Origin of the sequence: Rhodococcus sp. KB6 (assembly GCF_001445685.1) — a bacterium.
In the GTDB taxonomy this organism is placed as follows: domain Bacteria; phylum Actinomycetota; class Actinomycetes; order Mycobacteriales; family Mycobacteriaceae; genus Rhodococcus_F; species Rhodococcus_F qingshengii.
The window spans coordinates 551,159-568,227 of sequence record NZ_LNAK01000043.1 but is presented as its reverse complement, the minus strand read 5'-3'; the positions used below and the strand labels follow the sequence as shown (position 1 = coordinate 568,227).

At 62.8% G+C, this 17,069-nt stretch carries 16 protein-coding genes; 9 read left to right on the top strand and 7 right to left on the bottom strand.

All coding sequences use genetic code 11. From position 1 onward, the window contains the following. Positions 1-196: 196 nt before the first annotated feature. Entirely contained in the window at positions 197-1,159 is a 963-nt protein-coding gene (locus ASU23_RS09785; protein ID WP_058037810.1) for a sigma-70 family RNA polymerase sigma factor, read from the top strand. On the opposite strand, the gene ASU23_RS09780 is transcribed toward ASU23_RS09785, so the two are convergent. Continuing rightward, the gene (locus ASU23_RS09780) at positions 1,135-2,856 is read right to left on the bottom strand and encodes an FUSC family protein (protein ID WP_058037909.1); all 1,722 of its coding nucleotides are present in this window, start codon (positions 2,854-2,856) and stop codon (positions 1,135-1,137) included. The genes ASU23_RS09785 and ASU23_RS09780 overlap by 25 nt on opposite strands. 187 nt (positions 2,857-3,043) lie before the next feature. On the opposite strand from ASU23_RS09780, the gene ASU23_RS09775 reads away from it, so the two are divergent. Further along, on the top strand, positions 3,044-4,222 hold the full coding sequence (locus ASU23_RS09775) for an acyl-CoA dehydrogenase family protein (protein ID WP_047271188.1): 1,179 nt from the start codon (positions 3,044-3,046) through the stop codon (positions 4,220-4,222). A 4-nt stretch (positions 4,223-4,226) separates the two neighbouring features. Here the strand turns inward: ASU23_RS09775 and ASU23_RS09770 are convergent, their stop codons facing one another. Together ASU23_RS09770 and ASU23_RS09765 are read right to left on the bottom strand one after the other, a co-directional pair. Continuing rightward, positions 4,227-4,853 carry a TetR/AcrR family transcriptional regulator gene (locus ASU23_RS09770; RefSeq protein ID WP_030535343.1) on the bottom strand — a complete coding sequence of 209 codons (627 nt, stop codon included), beginning with the start codon at positions 4,851-4,853 and terminating at the stop codon, positions 4,227-4,229. Next, positions 4,850-5,506 (bottom strand): TetR/AcrR family transcriptional regulator, encoded by a 657-nt coding sequence (locus ASU23_RS09765; protein ID WP_007733534.1) that lies wholly within the window; start codon positions 5,504-5,506, stop codon positions 4,850-4,852. Before ASU23_RS09765 ends, ASU23_RS09770 begins: the two co-directional genes overlap by 4 nt. Before the next feature lie 183 nt (positions 5,507-5,689). On the opposite strand from ASU23_RS09765, the gene ASU23_RS09760 reads away from it, so the two are divergent. The 7 genes from ASU23_RS09760 to fadD11 are packed head-to-tail and all read left to right on the top strand — an operon-like array spanning position 5,690 to position 13,959. Continuing rightward, positions 5,690-7,246: an NAD(P)/FAD-dependent oxidoreductase gene (locus tag ASU23_RS09760; protein ID WP_042451247.1), complete on the top strand. Its 1,557-nt coding sequence runs from the start codon at positions 5,690-5,692 to the stop codon at positions 7,244-7,246. Further along, complete coding sequence (locus tag ASU23_RS09755) at positions 7,246-8,178, top strand: metal-dependent hydrolase (RefSeq protein WP_003940129.1); 933 nt, start codon at positions 7,246-7,248, stop codon at positions 8,176-8,178. The genes ASU23_RS09760 and ASU23_RS09755 overlap by 1 nt, the downstream gene beginning before the upstream one ends. Further along, the gene (locus tag ASU23_RS09750; protein ID WP_058037809.1) at positions 8,175-9,266 is read left to right on the top strand and encodes a PDR/VanB family oxidoreductase; all 1,092 of its coding nucleotides are present in this window, start codon (positions 8,175-8,177) and stop codon (positions 9,264-9,266) included. The genes ASU23_RS09755 and ASU23_RS09750 overlap by 4 nt, the downstream gene beginning before the upstream one ends. Continuing rightward, positions 9,263-9,763 carry an SRPBCC family protein gene (locus ASU23_RS09745; RefSeq protein WP_042451249.1) on the top strand — a complete coding sequence of 167 codons (501 nt, stop codon included), beginning with the start codon at positions 9,263-9,265 and terminating at the stop codon, positions 9,761-9,763. The genes ASU23_RS09750 and ASU23_RS09745 overlap by 4 nt, the downstream gene beginning before the upstream one ends. Continuing rightward, positions 9,760-11,193, top strand: a complete 1,434-nt coding sequence (locus ASU23_RS09740) for an aldehyde dehydrogenase family protein (RefSeq protein WP_058037808.1) — start codon at positions 9,760-9,762, stop codon at positions 11,191-11,193. The genes ASU23_RS09745 and ASU23_RS09740 overlap by 4 nt, the downstream gene beginning before the upstream one ends. A 4-nt stretch (positions 11,194-11,197) precedes the next feature. Continuing rightward, positions 11,198-12,160, top strand: a complete 963-nt coding sequence (locus ASU23_RS09735; protein WP_058037807.1) for an SDR family oxidoreductase — start codon at positions 11,198-11,200, stop codon at positions 12,158-12,160. Next, positions 12,157-13,959, top strand: a complete 1,803-nt coding sequence (gene fadD11, locus ASU23_RS09730) for a fatty acid--CoA ligase FadD11 (protein WP_058037806.1) — start codon at positions 12,157-12,159, stop codon at positions 13,957-13,959. Before ASU23_RS09735 ends, fadD11 begins: the two co-directional genes overlap by 4 nt. Here the strand turns inward: fadD11 and ASU23_RS09725 are convergent. From ASU23_RS09725 to ASU23_RS09710, 4 genes are read right to left on the bottom strand one after another with little or no spacing between them, the layout of a single operon-like run. After that, a complete protein-coding gene (locus ASU23_RS09725; protein WP_007733546.1) occupies positions 13,935-15,020 on the bottom strand; it encodes a sulfate/molybdate ABC transporter ATP-binding protein in 1,086 nt (361 codons plus the stop codon). The genes fadD11 and ASU23_RS09725 overlap by 25 nt on opposite strands. Then, the gene (locus ASU23_RS09720) at positions 15,017-15,826 is read right to left on the bottom strand and encodes an ABC transporter permease (protein ID WP_020970514.1); all 810 of its coding nucleotides are present in this window, start codon (positions 15,824-15,826) and stop codon (positions 15,017-15,019) included. Before ASU23_RS09720 ends, ASU23_RS09725 begins: the two co-directional genes overlap by 4 nt. Beyond that, positions 15,823-16,632: a molybdate ABC transporter substrate-binding protein gene (gene modA, locus ASU23_RS09715; RefSeq protein WP_058037805.1), complete on the bottom strand. Its 810-nt coding sequence runs from the start codon at positions 16,630-16,632 to the stop codon at positions 15,823-15,825. Before modA ends, ASU23_RS09720 begins: the two co-directional genes overlap by 4 nt. Positions 16,633-16,657: 25 nt before the next feature. Further along, a complete protein-coding gene (locus ASU23_RS09710) occupies positions 16,658-17,053 on the bottom strand; it encodes a molybdopterin-binding protein (protein ID WP_003940157.1) in 396 nt (131 codons plus the stop codon). Between the last annotated feature and the right edge of the window lie 16 nt (positions 17,054-17,069).

Sequence of the window (17,069 nt, the reverse complement as noted above, 5' to 3'; positions counted from 1 at the left end):
CAGGTGTGGGGAATGTCAGTTCAACGACAACAGTTGAGCGACATGAGCGGGAAAGACCGAAACACGTGAGACTCCAATGAATGTGCAGACAGGATCGAGCCGTGAGCAGTGCCGAAACCATACGTCGGCACCCACTACCTGGGTCAACGGTTACATTCATGCCGGATTTAATGTGTGAGGTCCGTATCATGAGGGCATGCTTTCGCCGACGACTGCGCAGGACTTCGAGCAACACCGTGGCCACCTGACGTCGGTGGCCTACCGTCTCACCGGAAGTTTCAGCGACGCTCAGGATGCGGTGCAGGAAGCGTGGATACGCTTGCAAGTCGCACAATCGAGACAAGGAAGCGACCTCGAGATCCGCGAGCTGCGCGGATGGCTCACCACTGTTGTCGGTCGGATCTGCCTCGATCATCTCAAATCGGCCGCGGTCAGAAGAGAAAGCTATGTCGGACAGTGGCTTCCGGAGCCGATCGTCACGCCCGTCGACGCCACCTCGGGCACACCCTCAGCGACACCCGATCCGCTGGAGTACGTCGTGACGCAGGAACAGAATCGTTTTGCTGCCCTCGTCGTCCTGGACACCCTTACTCCCGCTCAACGCGTTGCCTTCGTCCTGCATGACGGCTTCGACGTGCCCTTCGCCGAGGTTGCGCGCATCCTCGACATCGAAGTAGCCACTGCCCGTCAGTTGGCCTCGCGGGCCCGTAAAGCCGCAGCGTCGGCGCCGGTCCCGGTCAGTAGCGAGGAGCATGCTGCTGCCGTCGAGCGATTGGTGACGGCTATCGCGAGTGGAGATCTGAACGCCGTGATAGGTGCACTCGATCCCGATGCCGTCCTGATCGGTGACGCAGGCGGAACTACCCGCACGGCCGTCAACGTCGTTCGCGGCAGTGATCGTGTGGCGCGGTTCTATCTGGGGTTGGCCCGCAAGTACGGACCGGCGGCGTTGTTCTCGATGTCGCCAGTTCTCGTCAACGGACAGCTCGGCGGTGTATTCGCCGGCTCACCAGGGGATGACCAGTACCCGCAGTTCGCCGCTCGCGTTGCCGGCTTCACTGTCCGCGACGGAATCGTGTGCGCGGCCTACGACATTGCGAATCCAGCCAAGTTCAGCGCTGTGCCGATGCTCGATCACACCGAACCCGAACGCAAGTAGCGAGACTCCCATTCCTCGAGGTGTGATCTGGACACCTGCGTGCCGAACCACAGCCGGTGCAGTACATCCGATCCCAGATGGTGCAATTCGGTGTGCGTCCTCCACTGCTGCGACGCCCACTCGGGTTCGTTGTGGGCGGCGTCGATCCCGGCCATCGCGCTACCTCGCAGTTCGAAGTCCAGGTCCCGTCGAAGCTCCGAAAGCTCCGACCAATTCGCCTGTGGTGCATAGTGCCTCGCGCGAATTTCGGTCAGTAGCTTGAACAGGACGCTACTCGCCCGTTCGTCGACCCAGATCAGAGTGCGTCGATGCGCACCGCGCCCCACCGTCCACAGGACCACCAACGCCACGACGACGCCGATTGCCGTCTCGAGCATGCGGCTGAGGATCAGATGTCGGACGGTCCCGTGCGCACCACCGGCCGCGCCGAGGAGAATCGCGAGGGCGGTGATGAAGATGACGGCTATCCCGTAATTCCGCACCAGGAACAGCTCGATCCCCGCCATCAGGACTGCAAGTACCGCCACCAACCACAGACCGGTCGGACTCCAGGCGTAGATGGCACCCAACAGAATCAACCCGAGGACGGTTCCGCCGATGCGGTGGATTCCGCGATAGGTGCCCAGTATTCGATCCGGTCCTTGATGAAGGACCATCGCCGCGGCGATCACCGCCCAGTCCGGGCGATCGATGCCGAGCAGGACGGTGAGGGTTCCCGCCGCCATACAGGCAATGGACAGCCGAAGTGCCGTCACCGACGCTCGGCTGGACGGATTGCAGGCGCGGAGGAACCGATATCGGATGGTCGGGTCGGGCAGAGGCGGGTGGGCCCCGACCTCGTCGACGTCGAACGCGGGGTCCGCCATGAGCTCCGGATCGTGGTCGTCGGAGATCGCTCTGGCCATCGAGATCTGCGCTCGTTCGAGTTCACGGGTCAACGGGTGGTCTTTCCCGACGATTGCGCCGCGGTAAAGGCACTGCCACGCGTCGTGCAGCCGAAGTGCTGCAGCGTGGCGTTTGTCTCGCGTGAGTTCGGGTGGGGCGTACCTCGCCTGAGCGTCCGTGTACTCCGCAACTTCCGAGACGGCTGCCTGTACAGCGCTGCGTTCGACAGCTCTCGGTGCCCACAGGATTCCCGTCATCGAGACGACCACCGCGCTGATCCCACCGATTGCCGTCCACATCGCGACCTCGACCGGCGGCTGACCGGGAGTGGCGATCACGGAACTGATCTCGGTGGTGAGCAACAGAAAGAACGCGCCCGGTGGACCCAATCGAAGCGCGTCGACGGTGAAGGCGCAGGTCGACACCACGACGGCCATGATCAGCACGACAAAGACGAGCAGCACCGTCGGCGCTCCCTCGGCGATGGCTCGGTGGACGGGCTCACCCACCGATGCCCCGACGAAGGACAGGATCGTCAGCGCCGTCGCAGCGATACCGACTGCCTTCCACCTGCTCCGGTACGGACGACCCTCACCGTAGATCGATGCAAATGCACCGAGGCCGACCAGGAGCGAAGCAGACCCGAATCCGAGCAGTGTGGCGATGGCCGCCGGAATCGCCAGGGCGAGGGCGACGCGAACCGCTCCGGGGTACCGGTTTCCCACCGGCGGCAATCCGAACAGGACGCTGCGCGCCGGCCGCGGAGCCGGGAGGTTGGACTCGTGACCCGCTGATGTTTCTTCGGGGTCCACTGCCCATCCTTCGCGCCGGCCTGTTCGTGTCTGTGTCGTCCCATTCTTGCGGGCGGCCGACGTGGAATTCGAGGCGGGTCCGGAGGTCGATTCGACCACCCCTTTATTGACACTATGTCAACAGTGTGGATGATAGGTGGAGTCGGATCCGCTCGCGGGTCGCACTTCATCGATCAGGAGAATCACGATGACGCAAGGATCTACCGCAACCCGGACCGCAGAACGACGGTCCCCGTGGATGGACGACGAATTGGAGGCCGTGGCCGACCTGGCAAGGAACTTCTTCGCCAAACACGTCACACCGCATCAGAAACGCTTCGCGTCCCAAGGTTTTCCCGACAAATCCGCATATCGAGAACTCGGGGCGCTCGGGCTCGCCGGCATGTCGATCCCCACCGAGTACGGCGGCGGAGGAGGAACTTTCGCGCACGACGCCGTGCTGTTCCACGAGCAGGTCATGGCGGGTGATCATTCACTCCAACTCGGCGTGCACTCGGGAATCGTGCCGCACTACCTCAATGCCTACGCCGATCACGAGCACAAACTGCGCTGGCTACCGAAGCTGGTGAGTGGCGAGTGGGTGGGCGCAATCGCCATGACCGAGCCCGGCACCGGATCCGACTTGCAGAACATCACCACCCGAGCCGTCCGCGACGGTGACGACTATCTGATCAGCGGCGCAAAGACCTTCATCTCCAACGGTCGCAATTGTGATCTGGTGATTATTGCCGCCAAGACCGATCCCAGCCTCGGAGCGCGTGGAGTGTCGCTCATCGTGGCCGAGGTCGATGACAACACACCGGGTTTCGAGCGCGGGCGAATACTCGAGAAGGTCGGACAGAAGGGCCAGGACACCACCGAGCTGTTCTTCGACCGCTTGCGGGTGCCTGCAACAAACCTGCTCGGGGACCGCGAAGGCACAGGGTTTGCCCAGCTGATGCAGCAGCTACTGCCCGAACGATTGATCTGCGGAGTTGCAGCCACTGCGGCAATGGAGCGTGCAGTCGCCCTCACCGTCGAGTACACCAAATCCCGAAACATGTTCGGGCAAAAGCTCTTCGATCTGCAGAACACGCGCTTCGAACTTGCCGAGTGCGCGTCCATCGCTCGTATCTCACGAACGTTCATCGACGACTGCATCGTCAAATACCTTGCCGGCCAGCTCGATGCGACTACCGCCGCGATGGCCAAGTACTGGCTCACCGATCAGCAGTGCGCCGTGATCGACCGCTGCGTGCAACTACACGGCGGGTACGGCTACATACTCGAATATCCCATCGCTCAGATGTATGCCGACGCTCGTATTCAGCGAATCTACGCCGGATCGAACGAAGTCATGAAGGACCTCGTGGCGAGATCACTCTGAGCAATCAGGAATCCGCCTCGCACGCCGGCAGAACGTCACGCACGATGGCAAGCAAACTGCGTACCAGCAGAAGGTGCACCTGTTCGCGGTCGAGGGCTCCCGTCACCAACCACTGCTTACTGGCGGCCTTCGCCAAGCCTCCGTACGCCACGATCATCGAATGAACAGCAGCCTCGCTGCCTTCACTCGGTCGAATCTCGAGCGCATCCATCATGCGTCGCGCAGCAACGTCGTCAGCATCCTGGAGGATCCGATCCATCTCGGGATCACGGCGGAGGTCGTCGGACATGACTGTCGAGATCCACATGTCGCGATGACGCCAGGCGACGTCGAGCCACCGATCGATCACGGCGCCGATCCGCTTCTCCTGGCTCGCCGATCGCGGAATGCGGTCCACCGCCACTTCGGGAATGAAGACGAACCGCCGCACGACGTCGAGATACAACTCCCGCTTGGAGCCGAAGTAATGATTGAGCAGCGGACGTCCGACCCCAGCCGCCTTGGCCAACTCGGTCATCGAGACGTCGGCAAAAGACTTCTCCTCGAAAACCTTTGCCGCGCTGACAATGATCTGCTCACGCCGGTCTTCGGGACCGAGACGCCTTCCGCCTGTGGCCGACGCGGACGTCATTCTTTTCTCGCAGGCGTGCTGTTGACCGTCGCCTGCGCCTCGACCATGAGCGAAATGTGCTCCACCAAACGCTTTCGAGAGATCTTGGAGGACGGGGTGTGCGCCTGATAGATGAACGCGAGGGCACCGAACAGCCCCACCGAATTGAGTTCGGAGTTCGCGGAGTCGGTTGCCTCGCCGCCGTACATCAGCTCGAGCGACGCGGAAATCGGATTCGTGAACTCCGCCATCAATTCTCGCCCTCGATCCCACAGCGCAGGTTCCGCCTGGGATTCGACGAACATGATGCGTCCACGTCGAGGATCTTTGAATACGTAGTTGGTGAAGGCCTTCACCACGTGGCGGATCAGGGCCGACGGTTCGGAAGGCGCCGCCTCGAGAGCGTCCAGAATAGTGTCACGCGCACCGAGAACGACCTCGTCGAGCACGGCGACCAGCAGTTCGTCACGGTTGGCGAAGCTCTCGTAGAAGTACCGTTCGGTCAGCGCGGCCTCGCGGCAGGTCGCACGCATGGTCGCGGCGGCCGCTCCCTCGGTGCCCATGATCTGCAACCCGGCTTCGATCAGCTGTGTCCGGCGCGCGGCGCGGCGATCTTCCGGTTCCTGCCCACGCCACCTGCGCGGGCCGGTGCGCCGAGCCTCGGTATCCGTCATGTCCCCATGTTCTCACTGACCGGCAGCGCTCTCGACCTCAGGTTATCGCGGCGACCTCCGCAAGCGAACTGACATCGCCCGATGTCAATCAGTTGAATTCTGACATCAACCGCTGTTGACATCACTTGATGTCAGACTTACTCTTCGTTCAGTTGTTCACGCACCAATCAGGAGGCGTCACACATGGTCGACATCGACCCAACCTCGGGGCCATCGGCCGGTGACGAGGAAACTCGAACTCGCCGAACACGAGTCGTCGTCATCGGAGCCGGTTTCGGCGGCATCGGAACGGCTGTCCGCTTGAAGCAGTCCGGGATCGACGACTTCGTCGTTCTGGAACGTGCCGCGGAGCCCGGGGGGACCTGGCAGGTCAATACCTACCCCGGTGCACAGTGCGACATCCCGTCGATTCTGTACTCGTTCTCGTTTGCGCCAAATCCGAACTGGACGCGGCTGTATCCGCTACAGCCCGAGATCTACGACTATCTCCGGGATTGCGTCCATCGCTTCGGACTGGCCGGTCATTTCCACTGCAACCAGGACGTGACAGAAGCTTCGTGGGACGAGCAAGCCCAGATCTGGCGGGTACACACTGCGGAAACCGTGTGGGAGACACAGTTCCTGGTCGCGGCCACCGGCCCGTTCAGTGCCCCCGCCACACCCGACCTTCCCGGGCTCGAATCGTTTCGTGGTCAGATGTTCCACACCGCGGACTGGAACCACGACCACGACCTTCGCGGTGAGCGGATAGCCGTGGTCGGCACCGGTGCCTCTGCGGTGCAGATCATCCCCAGACTGCAACCGCTCGCGGACACGTTGACCGTGTTCCAGCGGACACCGACGTGGATCCTGCCGCACCCGGATCAGCCGATGACCGGCTGGCCGAGCGCTCTCTTCGAGCGGGTGCCGCTCACCCAACGACTGGCACGCAAGGGACTCGACCTGCTCCAAGAAGCCCTGGTACCCGGATTCGTGTACAAGCCTTCACTGCTCAAAGGGCTGGCCGCACTCGGCCGAGCACACCTTCGCCGGCAGGTGCGGGACCCGGAGCTTCGCGCAAAGCTGCTCCCCCACTACGCATTCGGATGCAAGCGTCCGACGTTCTCGAACACCTACTATCCCGCGCTGGCGTCACCCAATGTGGAGGTGGTGACGGACGGAATCGTCGAGGTGCAGGAGCGCGGAGTCCTCACCGCGGACGGCGCCTTCCGGGAAGTCGACACCATAGTCATGGGAACCGGCTTTCGTATGGGAGACAACCCGTCGTTCGACATCATCCGGGGCAAGGACGGCCGCAGCCTCGCGCAGACGTGGAACGGCAGTGCCGAGGCCTTCCTCGGCACCACCATCAGCGGGTTTCCGAACTTCTTCATGATCCTCGGCCCCAATTCCGTGGTCTACACCTCGCAGGTCGTCACGATCGAAGCGCAGGTCGAGTACATCGTGAGCTGCATTCTTCAAATGGACGAGGGCGGCATCGGCAGTATCGACGTCCGGGCAGACGTGCAGAGAGAGTTCGTGCGCGCGACCGACCGCCGACTCGCCACCAGCGTGTGGAACGCCGGCGGGTGCAGTAGTTACTACCTCGTCGACGGCGGCCGCAATTACACCTTCTATCCCGGATTCAACCGATCCTTCCGCACCAGGACCAAACGAGCCGACCTCGCTCACTACGCGCAGGTACAACCCGTCTCGTCCGAATCACTCACCACTGCCCGAGAAACCGTGAGGAGCCGATAATGCTCGGCATCAACGCCTTCCGAGGCACACCCGTCGTCGCACCGTCCGGCGCGCGCCGCTACACCGACGAAGCACATGCGATCGCCGCCCGTGACGTCGAATTCGACTGGGACGGCGTACCACTGCATTACGTGCCGAACGAACCGATGGTCACCCACGTCATCAACTTCATGCATCTCGTGTTGCCCGAGGGAGAGCGGGCCATGTCCGCAACGCTCGCCGAAGCACTCCCGCTCATCGAGGACCCCCGCCTGCACGAAGAGGTGGTGGGATTCGTCGGCCAGGAAGCAACACACGCGTCGTCGCACAAAGGTGCACGCGAGCATCTTGCGGACCTCGGCATGGACATGAAACCGATGTCACGCCGGATGGACTGGCTCGTGGACAAGATATTGGGCGACAAAGGATTGACCGGAAAAGCCAAGCACGCCTGGCTCTGTGAACGTCTCGGCTTGTTTGCCGCGATGGAGCACTACACGGCGGTGGTCGGGGAATGGCTGCTCACCGATCCCGCCCTCGAAGATGCCGGCATGCACCCGACGATGCTCGACATGGTCAAGTGGCACGGCGCCGAGGAAGTCGAGCACCGCAACGTGGCCTTCGACGCCTACATGTACGTGGACGGTAGCTACGCCCGCCGTGTTCGCACGGCGCTGCTCGCCAGCTTCACGTTGTTCGTGTTGTTCATCGCCTCGATGAACTACCTCTTCCGGCAGGACCCGTCGAAGGCGAAGGGCCGCCTGTGGCCTCTGCAACTGATCAGCGCCACTCGCCGCGGCCTGGTCCCGAACATGAAATTCCTGATCACCGAGATTCCTCCGTATCTGCGGCCGAGCTTCCATCCGTCCCAGATCGGGGACATGGACGTAGCCATGCGCTACCTCGCTCGCTCACCTGCCGCCAATCGTTCTTCCGAAAAGAGTGAAGGATGAACAAGTCGACTGCCGACCGTCCTCACGACGCACAAGACTTCACACCGACCCGGTCGTTGAGGATTGCCGCACAGGCGACGAGCGCATACCGTCGAATCTTTGCGTCAAGTCCTGCAGCGCAGATACTTTCGCGTCCCAACCCGGTCCGCTACAGCGGATTCGACATGACGCTGGACGTGAAGTCCGTCCGGTTCGAGTGCGCAGACGTCCTGAGTGTCACCTTGACCCCGAGGGAAGGAATCACCCTGCCGTCGTGGATTCCCGGCGCTCACCTAGACGTCATTCTCCCCTCGGGAAGGCAACGACAGTATTCGTTGTGCGGAGACCCCGACGACTTGACCTCGTATCGGATCGCCGTCCGGCGGATCGACGAAGGCGGGGGCGGCTCCCGCGAGATACACGAGTCGCTGAAACCCGGAATGGTTGTCGACGTACGAGGGCCGCGGAATGCATTTCCTTTTGTCACTGCTCCGTCGTACCTCTTTGTTGCGGGCGGAATCGGGATCACTCCGATACTTCCCATGGTGCAACGCTGTCACCGCCGCGCAGTCCCGTGGCGATTGGACTATCTCGGACGAACTCGGGCAGCTATGCCATTCCTGAACGAGATCGAGGAGTATTCCAGCGGCCGGGTAACCATCCGACCCGACGACGAGCTGGGTCCGACGGATATCGGAACACTCGTCGCTGCTGCGGATCCAGGTGCCGCGGTGTACACGTGCGGACCGGTTCCGCTGATGAACACGGTGCGTGCGGCAACTTTCGCCGCCAACCCGACCGGATCGGTGCACAGCGAGAGGTTCTCCCCACTCCCGGTAGTCGACGGCAAGGAGTTCACGGTGCATCTGGCGCGCACCGGTCTCACCGTCGATGTGGGCGAGTCCGAAAGTGCATTGGCTGCAATACGACGCGTACTTCCCGGAGTAGCGTATTCATGCCAACAGGGCTTCTGCGGTACATGCAAGGTCCGGGTGCTCTCCGGGACCGTCGAGCATCGAGACACCCTCCTCACCGAATCCGAACGTACTGGTTCGATGTTGACCTGTCGATCACGTTCCACCGGTGGGTCTTTGGTGGTGGACCTGTGAAGGGAAAATTCTCTCTTTCTGCGGCCGACGCAGCCTTCATCCGCTCCGCTCCGCTGGTGATCACTCACCGGATCGAATCCGAAGCGACATGTGAAAGCTTGTGGCAGACGTTGACCTCGGACGGAGCGCTCACGTCGTGGGCGCACGGGATCACCGGAGCCGACTGGACCTCGGACAGACCATTCGGCGTCGGGACTACGCGAACCGTGCGAGCCGGCGCTTTTGCTGCACTGAACGAGCGATTCTTCCGCTGGGACGAGGGGCACCGGATGTCCTTCTACGTGGAGTCGGCGTCACTTCCGGGGTTCAAACGCTTCGCTGAAGATCTGGTGTTGGAACCGACTTCGACTGGCAGCCGCCTCACCTGGACGTTCGCTGTGCAAGCGCAGCCGTGGTTCGCCCCCATTCTGACTCTGTCCCGACCGATCCTCCAACGCGTCACCCGCGGCTGGGCCGACGGCGCCGTCCACCACACACTTCAAGGAACTCCACGATGACGGCGACCGAGATCGACACGACCACACAGGCGTCCGACGACACGGTGACACAGGCAGTGCGCGACGCCCGTACTGCTTCCGAATGGTGGGCAGAACTGACATTCGAGCAACGCGCTCGTCGACTGGATCGGTGGCGAGGAATCATCGCTCGTCGCGCATCCGAACTCGCCGAGGTCGTGCACCGGGACATGGGCAAGCCGCACCCTGACGCGATGCTCGAAATCGCCATGGCACTAGAACATCTCGCGTGGGCGTCGAAGAATGCCCGAAAGGTATTGGGCAGGCGCAGCGTCCGCTCCAGTTTGTTGACGGTCAATCAGGCCGCCTCGGTGGAGTATCGACCTCTCGGGGTGATCGGTGTGATCGGTCCGTGGAACTATCCGGTCTTCACCCCACTCGGTTCGCTCTCGTTCTCGCTGGCTGCAGGCAACGCCGTGGTCTACAAGCCGAGTGAGTTCGCACCGGCAGTCGGGCAATGGTTGGGCCGCGCCTTCGCCGAGGTCGTCCCTGAACATCCTGTGCTGCAGGTCGTCACGGGCGATGGTTCGGTCGGCGCGGCACTGTGCCTGGCCGGTGTCGACAAGATCGGGTTCACCGGATCGACCGCGACGGGCAAGAAAGTCATGGCAGCGTGCGCCGAGACCCTCACACCGGTGTTGATGGAATGTGGTGGTAAGGACGCGCTCATCCTTGATGCCGACGGAAATGTCGGTGCCGCCGCGGATGCTGCGGTGTGGGGAGCATTGTCCAACTCCGGTCAAACCTGTCTGGGCGTCGAGCGTGTATACGTGCACGAACATGTCTACGGCGAGTTTATCGACAAGACAATCACTTTGGCTGCCCGAGTTCATGCGGGTCCGGGTGCCGAAGACAAGATCGGTCCGATCACCATGCCCTCGCAAGTGGCTGTAATCCGGCGCCACATCGACGACGCGATGTCGCGGGGTGGACGTGTCGTTCTCGGAGGGCTCGGCTCGATCTCCGGCCAGTACGTGCAACCGACCATCATGGTCGACGTCCCCGAAGACAGCCTCGCCGTCACGGAGGAAACATTCGGCCCGACGATGACGATCACCAAGGTCGCCTCGATGGACGAGGCGGTGGAGTTGGTCAATGCGTCGCCATACGCATTGGGAGCAAGCGTGTTCGGCAAGGACGGAGCGGCTGTTGCCGATCGGCTCCGATCCGGAGGAGCGTCGGTGAACTCTTACGTGATGTATGCCGCGGTTCCCAACCTGCCACTGGGTGGGGTCGGAGCATCTGGTTTCGGACGCGTTCACGGCCCAGATGGTCTGAAGGAGTTCACCTACGCTCGTTCGACGACTCGGCAACGATTCCGTTCGCCCCTACCACTGACGACGTTTCGAAGGACCGCCCGAATCGACTGGCTGGTCAAGGTTCTCATCCGCGCACTACACGGAAGGCACTGAAGCAATGACGGGACGCTTGTCCGCAATTGCGGGAACAGTCCGCGATCTGGGCATTCCACTGCCCGGACGCCGACTCGACTACGACGTCGCCGGGAAGGTCGTACTGATCACCGGTGGAGGCGACGGTATCGGTGCAGCGCTGGCGCGCACTCTCCACCGGCGTGGGGCCACCGTGGCACTGGTCGACGTCAACGAGAGTTCATTGGCAACGGCCGAGCGCTCATTCGAGTCACAGCGAGTCGTGACGGTGACGGCCGATGTCCGAGATCGGGACGGCATGACCGCAGCCGTGCAAACGATCATCGAGCAGCTGGGCAGAATCGACGTCGTAGTGGCCAACGCCGGAATCACCCCTCCCCCGGCAACATTGCGCCAGATCGATCCCGACGCCTTCGATCGTGTGCTCGACGTCAATCTCACCGGCGTCTTCAACACCGTGCATCCGACCATCGACGAGGTGATCCGCAACAGTGGGCACATCGTCGTCGTGTCATCGGCGGCGTCGTTCGCCCCCGGTTTGGGCGGCGCTTCGTACATGATCAGCAAGGCTGGGGTCGAAGCGCTCGGCCGGGCGCTGCGTCTCGAGGTTGCCGGCTACGGCGCTACTGCCGGCATCGCGTACTTCGGGATGGTGGATACACAACTTGCACGCGCCACACTCGACGACGACGAGATCGGCCGCAAACTCGACGCTCGACTACCCGGTCCCCTCCGTCATCGAATCTCCCCGGACAGTGCCGCCACCGTGATCGCCGACGCGATCGCTCGCCGCGCCGCCCGGACCCTTGCCCCCGCTGCCTGGGAACCCTGGGCGTGGGGACGCGGTTTCATCAATATCCTTGCCGACGGTTACCTGGCAAGGGACAAACAGGCACACGACCTGATCCGCGAACTCGAAGACAGAACCACCGCTGCGGCCCCGACGAATGCATCAGCCCTGACAAAGGCATCCAGGAGAACATCATGACCACGTTGTGTGCAGCCTTCCAGCGAGTGTCGGCGGTAGCGCCCGACGCGGTGGCTTTGCGAGACATCGGCGATGCGCGAACACTGACGTGGCGCGCGTACGGCGAACAGGTTCGCGATGTTGCCGCGGGATTGGCCGGAATCGGCGTGGGACATGGCGATACGGTTGCATTGATGATGAGTAACCGCATCGAGTTCTACCCGATCGACGTCGGCGCCCAACACCTCGGCGCGACATCCTTCTCCATCTACAACACGTCGGCACCCGAAGCCATCCAGTACATCCTCGCCAATTCCGGTGCGCGAGTGCTCGTCTGCGAAGACCGGTACGTGGATACCGTTCGCCGATCCGGTGCCACACTCGACACGATCGTGGTCGTCGACGCGCAACCGTCTGCCCAGCAGTCCGGCACCCTGACGCTGGAGCAGATGAAGTCCTCTGCTGCCGCCGATTTCGATTTCGAGAGCACCTGGCGTGCGATGAAACCGAACGACGTCGCCACGTTGATCTACACCTCAGGCACGACCGGCAACCCCAAGGGCGTCGAGACGACTCATGCCTGTCTGTTGTTCGAAACCACCGCCGTCAGTGCTGTACTCCCCGTCGAGTTCGGTGACCGCATCACCTCGTACATGCCGTCGGCGCACATCGCCGATCGGCTCACCTGCCTGTACATGCAAATGGTGTTCGGCACCCAGATCACTGTCGTGCCGGATCCGAGCCAGGTAGCGGCTGCGCTTCCGGACTGTCGCCCCACGATCTGGGGCAGCGTCCCCCGTGTGTGGGAAAAGCTGAAGGTTGCAGTCGAATCGGCCGTCGCCAACGAACCGGACGACGCGCGGCGAGCGGCATTGCAGTGGGCACTCGACGTCGGTCGCACTCGGCTCGCACACTTGCGAGCCGGTGAAACAGTCCCCGCCGAACTGGAAGCGGACTACGCCCGAGCCGATGCAATGGTCCTCTCCGCTCTGCGTGCGAAACTCGGTTTTGCCGAACTGAAGTGGGCCATCTCTGGCGCCGCACCGATTCCGCCGGACACCTTGGCATTCTTTGCAGCCCTGGGAGTTCCGATCTCGGAGATCTGGGGAATGTCCGAGCTGACATGCATTGCGAGCACCTCACCGGCCGAGCCGACCAAGCTGGGAACGGTCGGAAAGTTGCTTCCAGGCATGGAAATGCGCATCGAGGCGGACGGTGAGCTACTGGTTCGAGGACCGTTGGTCATGAAGGGGTACCGCGGCGAACCGGCAAAAACGGCCGAAGCGATCAGTGCAGACGGTTGGCTTTCGACCGGAGACATCGTCACGGCCGACGCAGACGGATACCTCACGGTGATCGATCGCAAGAAGGAGCTGATCATCAATGCGTCGGGAAAGAACATGTCCCCCGCTGCCATCGAGACCGCAGTGAAGACGTCGTCGTCGTTGATCGGTGAGGTCGTGGCAATCGGAGACGGCCGAAAGTTCAACACAGCGTTGATCACTCTCAGCGCCGACGCCGCGGTCGGAGCGGCACGCTCACTGGGACTTGCGGCCGAGGCCGCGGTACTCGCCAAGGACGCTCGGATCGTCGACATCGTTGCAACTGCTGTCGCCGAGGGAAACTCGCGTCTGTCGAGGGCCGAGCAGATCAAGCGGTTTCACGTACTCACCACGTTCTGGGAGCCAGGCGGCGACGAGCTGACACCGACGATGAAGCTCAGGCGCAAGCCGATAGCCGAGAAGTACGCGTCCGAAATTGCAGCCCTCTATGCGGATTCGGTCGTAGAGGACGTCTACGAGCCTGCGCCCTGCGCATAGATCAGCGTCTCGGTGGCCTTGACCACAAACGTAGCGGCCGATCCCGGAACCAGATCGAGCTCGGCCGCTGCGCTCGCCGTGATGTCGGCAGACAAGCCCGGCTGGCCGGCTTCGTCCTCGGCTCGGACTCGGACGACATCGCCTCGATTTTCGATCTCCGCGATCGTGACCGCAAACGCGTTTCGTGGGCTCCCGTGAGGCGGATCCAGGTAGACCGACACTGCTCGCGGCTCGAAGACTGCCACGGCGGCACTGCCGGCCGGAAGGTCGGTCTCCGTCTGGCCCGCGATATCCACCCCGACCGGACTTCTGAGCATTCCGTCTCCGGCCATCGTGCCGCTGCGCAAGTTGATCCCTGCGATGCGTGCTGCAAATGCACTACGCGGGCGAGTCAGAACTGTTCGTACGTCACCACGTTCGACGACCCGGCCGCCGTCCAGCACGACAACGGTGTCGGCAAGGGCCAGCGCATCCAGAGCGTCGTGCGTGACGAGCACGGCCGTGCGATCTCCTGTTCGGAGCACTCTACGCAGCAACGACCGCAATGCCGGGGCGGAGGCGACGTCGAGCGCAGACATCGGTTCGTCGAGCAGGAGTAGTTCGGGTTCAGCAGCCAATGCCCTCGCCACTGCGACTCGTTGCGCTTGACCGCCGGAGAGCTGTGACGGCTTGCGGTCAGCCAATTCGGCGGCGTCGACTGCGTCGAGCCAGTGGCGCGCGGAATCGGCGGAATCGCGACGCGACCGCCCCGCACTGCGCGGCGCGAACGCCACGTTCGCGGCCGCACTGAGGTGGGGAAAGAGAAGTGCCTCTTGCGCGAGTAGAGCAGTGCCGCGCCGATGCGGCGCCAACGCGACTCCCCTACCGGTATCGGTGAGAACGCGAGAATTCAGTTCGATCAACCCACGCCGCGGGTGATGTAGTCCGGCAACCGCCGCCAGTACCGTCGACTTGCCTGCGCCGTTCGGTCCGAGGACAGCGGTCACCTCACCGGCCGCGACGTCGAACGTCGCAACGACGTCGCGCTCCGGAATCTCGATGTCGACGTGGAGGCCACTCACAACGAACCCGCCGATCCGCGTCCACGCACCGCAACCACGATGACCACCGCGACTACGACCAACACCAGCGAAAGCGCAACCGCTGCATCCGGATCGGTCTCACGCTGGAGATAGATTTCCAACGGCAGGGTACGCGTGACCCCTTGCAGACTTCCCGCGAACGTCAGCGTTGCACCGAACTCCCCCAGTGCGCGAGCGAAAGCCAGCACTGCCCCTGACACCAGACCGGGAAGCACCAGCGGCAAAGTCACCCGGCGAAGCACGGTGGTCGGGCGGGCTCCGAGCGTCGAGGCTACGGCCTCGTATCGTGTGCCCGCAGTGCGTAGCGCACCTTCGAGGCTGACGACGAGGAACGGTAGCGCGACAAACGTCTGCGCCAGGACCACCGCGGTTGTCGAGAATGCTATCTGGATGCCGAGCACTTCCAGCTGCTCACCGATCAACCCTTTGCGCCCGAACGTGTACAGCAACGCGATACCGCCCACCACGGGCGGCAGAACCAGCGGGAGCAGGATCAACGATCGAAGAACGGACAGTCCCCGAAAATGACTGCGCGCCAACACCGCGGCCATCGGTACGCCGAACAGGATGCACAGCAGCGTGCTCATCGCTGCTGTCTTCAAACTCAGTTTCAACGCGGCAACCGACGATTCGGAAGTCACGAGTTCCCAGAACTGCGACCACTGCACGGTGGCCAGCATCGCCGCCAAGGGCGCGATGACAAACGCTCCGCCGATCAGCGCCGGAAGGTAAATCCATACCGGCAACCCGAGCGGAGCCCGGACCGCCGGTCTTAGGTGTGTCACGGGGCAGCGAATCCCGCGTCACTCAGAACTGCCAGGCCCTTGGGCCCCTTCACGAGATCGACGAATTTGGTTGCCGTTCCCGAATTCTTCGAATCCTTCAGCACCGCAATCTGGTACAGGTTGACCACCGTGGTGGCTTCCGGGAACGCGACGGTCTGAACCTTGTCACCAGCGGACTTCGCGTCGGTGACGTAAACGATGCCGGCATCGGCCTGCCCGGACGTCACCTTGTTGAGAACGTCGGTCACCGACGATTCTTCGCTGACGGGCGAGAGGGTCTCGCCTGTGGCCGTCTCGACCTTCTTCGTAGCCGCGCCACAAGGGACCTGCGGAGCGCAGATCACCAGTTGCGTCCCCTCCTTTGCCAGATCGGCGAACGACGCGATGCCCTTCGGATTACCCGGCGGCACAACAATCGTCAAGGTGTTGCTCGCGAAGTCCGAGGGCGACCCCGCGACGACGCCGGCGTCGGTGGCCTTGGTCATGTTGGCGGCGTCAGCCGAGGCGAACACGTCAGCCGGTGCGCCCTGAGTGATCTGAGCGACGAGGTCCGAGGACCCGGCAAAGCTGAATGTGACCGATGAACCGGGGTTCTCGGACTCGAATTCCTTGCCGAGTTCGGTGAAGCTGTTCTTGAGTGACGCCGCTGCGAAGACGGTGATGCTTCCCGTGGCACTATCACTGGAAGTGGTTGTGGTCGGAGCGGCCGACGACGTCTCCGACGAAGAATTGTCGGAGGAACTACAACCGGTCACCAGGGCAAGCGAAAAGGCACCTGCTGCAACAAGTCCGACTACACGCTTCACGAATTTCCTCCAGTATGTTCAAAAACTACGGCGTTTCCACGATGACCGTGGTGGCCTTCACGATTGCGACTCCGATACTCCCGACCTCGAGTCCGAGCTCCCGAACCGCGTCGGTACTCATCAACGAGACGACAGTGAAGGGCCCACACTGCATTTCGACCTGAGCCATCACCTTGTCGGTGACGACCTTGGTGACGAGGCCGGCGAACCGGTTGCGGGCCGAACTCGCACCCGTGAGCGGATCGGCCGGTGCGGGTCCGGCGTTGGACCGGGCGAAGCCCGCCAACTCGGCACCGTCGATGACCTTGCGGCCGGAGTCGTCCGTCGTCGCGGTGAGAAGCCCACCGTCGACCCACCGCCGGACGGTGTCGTCACTGACACCGAGCAGGCCGGCAGCTTCGCGGATTCGAATGTTGGGCACCAGGTGATCGTAGGTC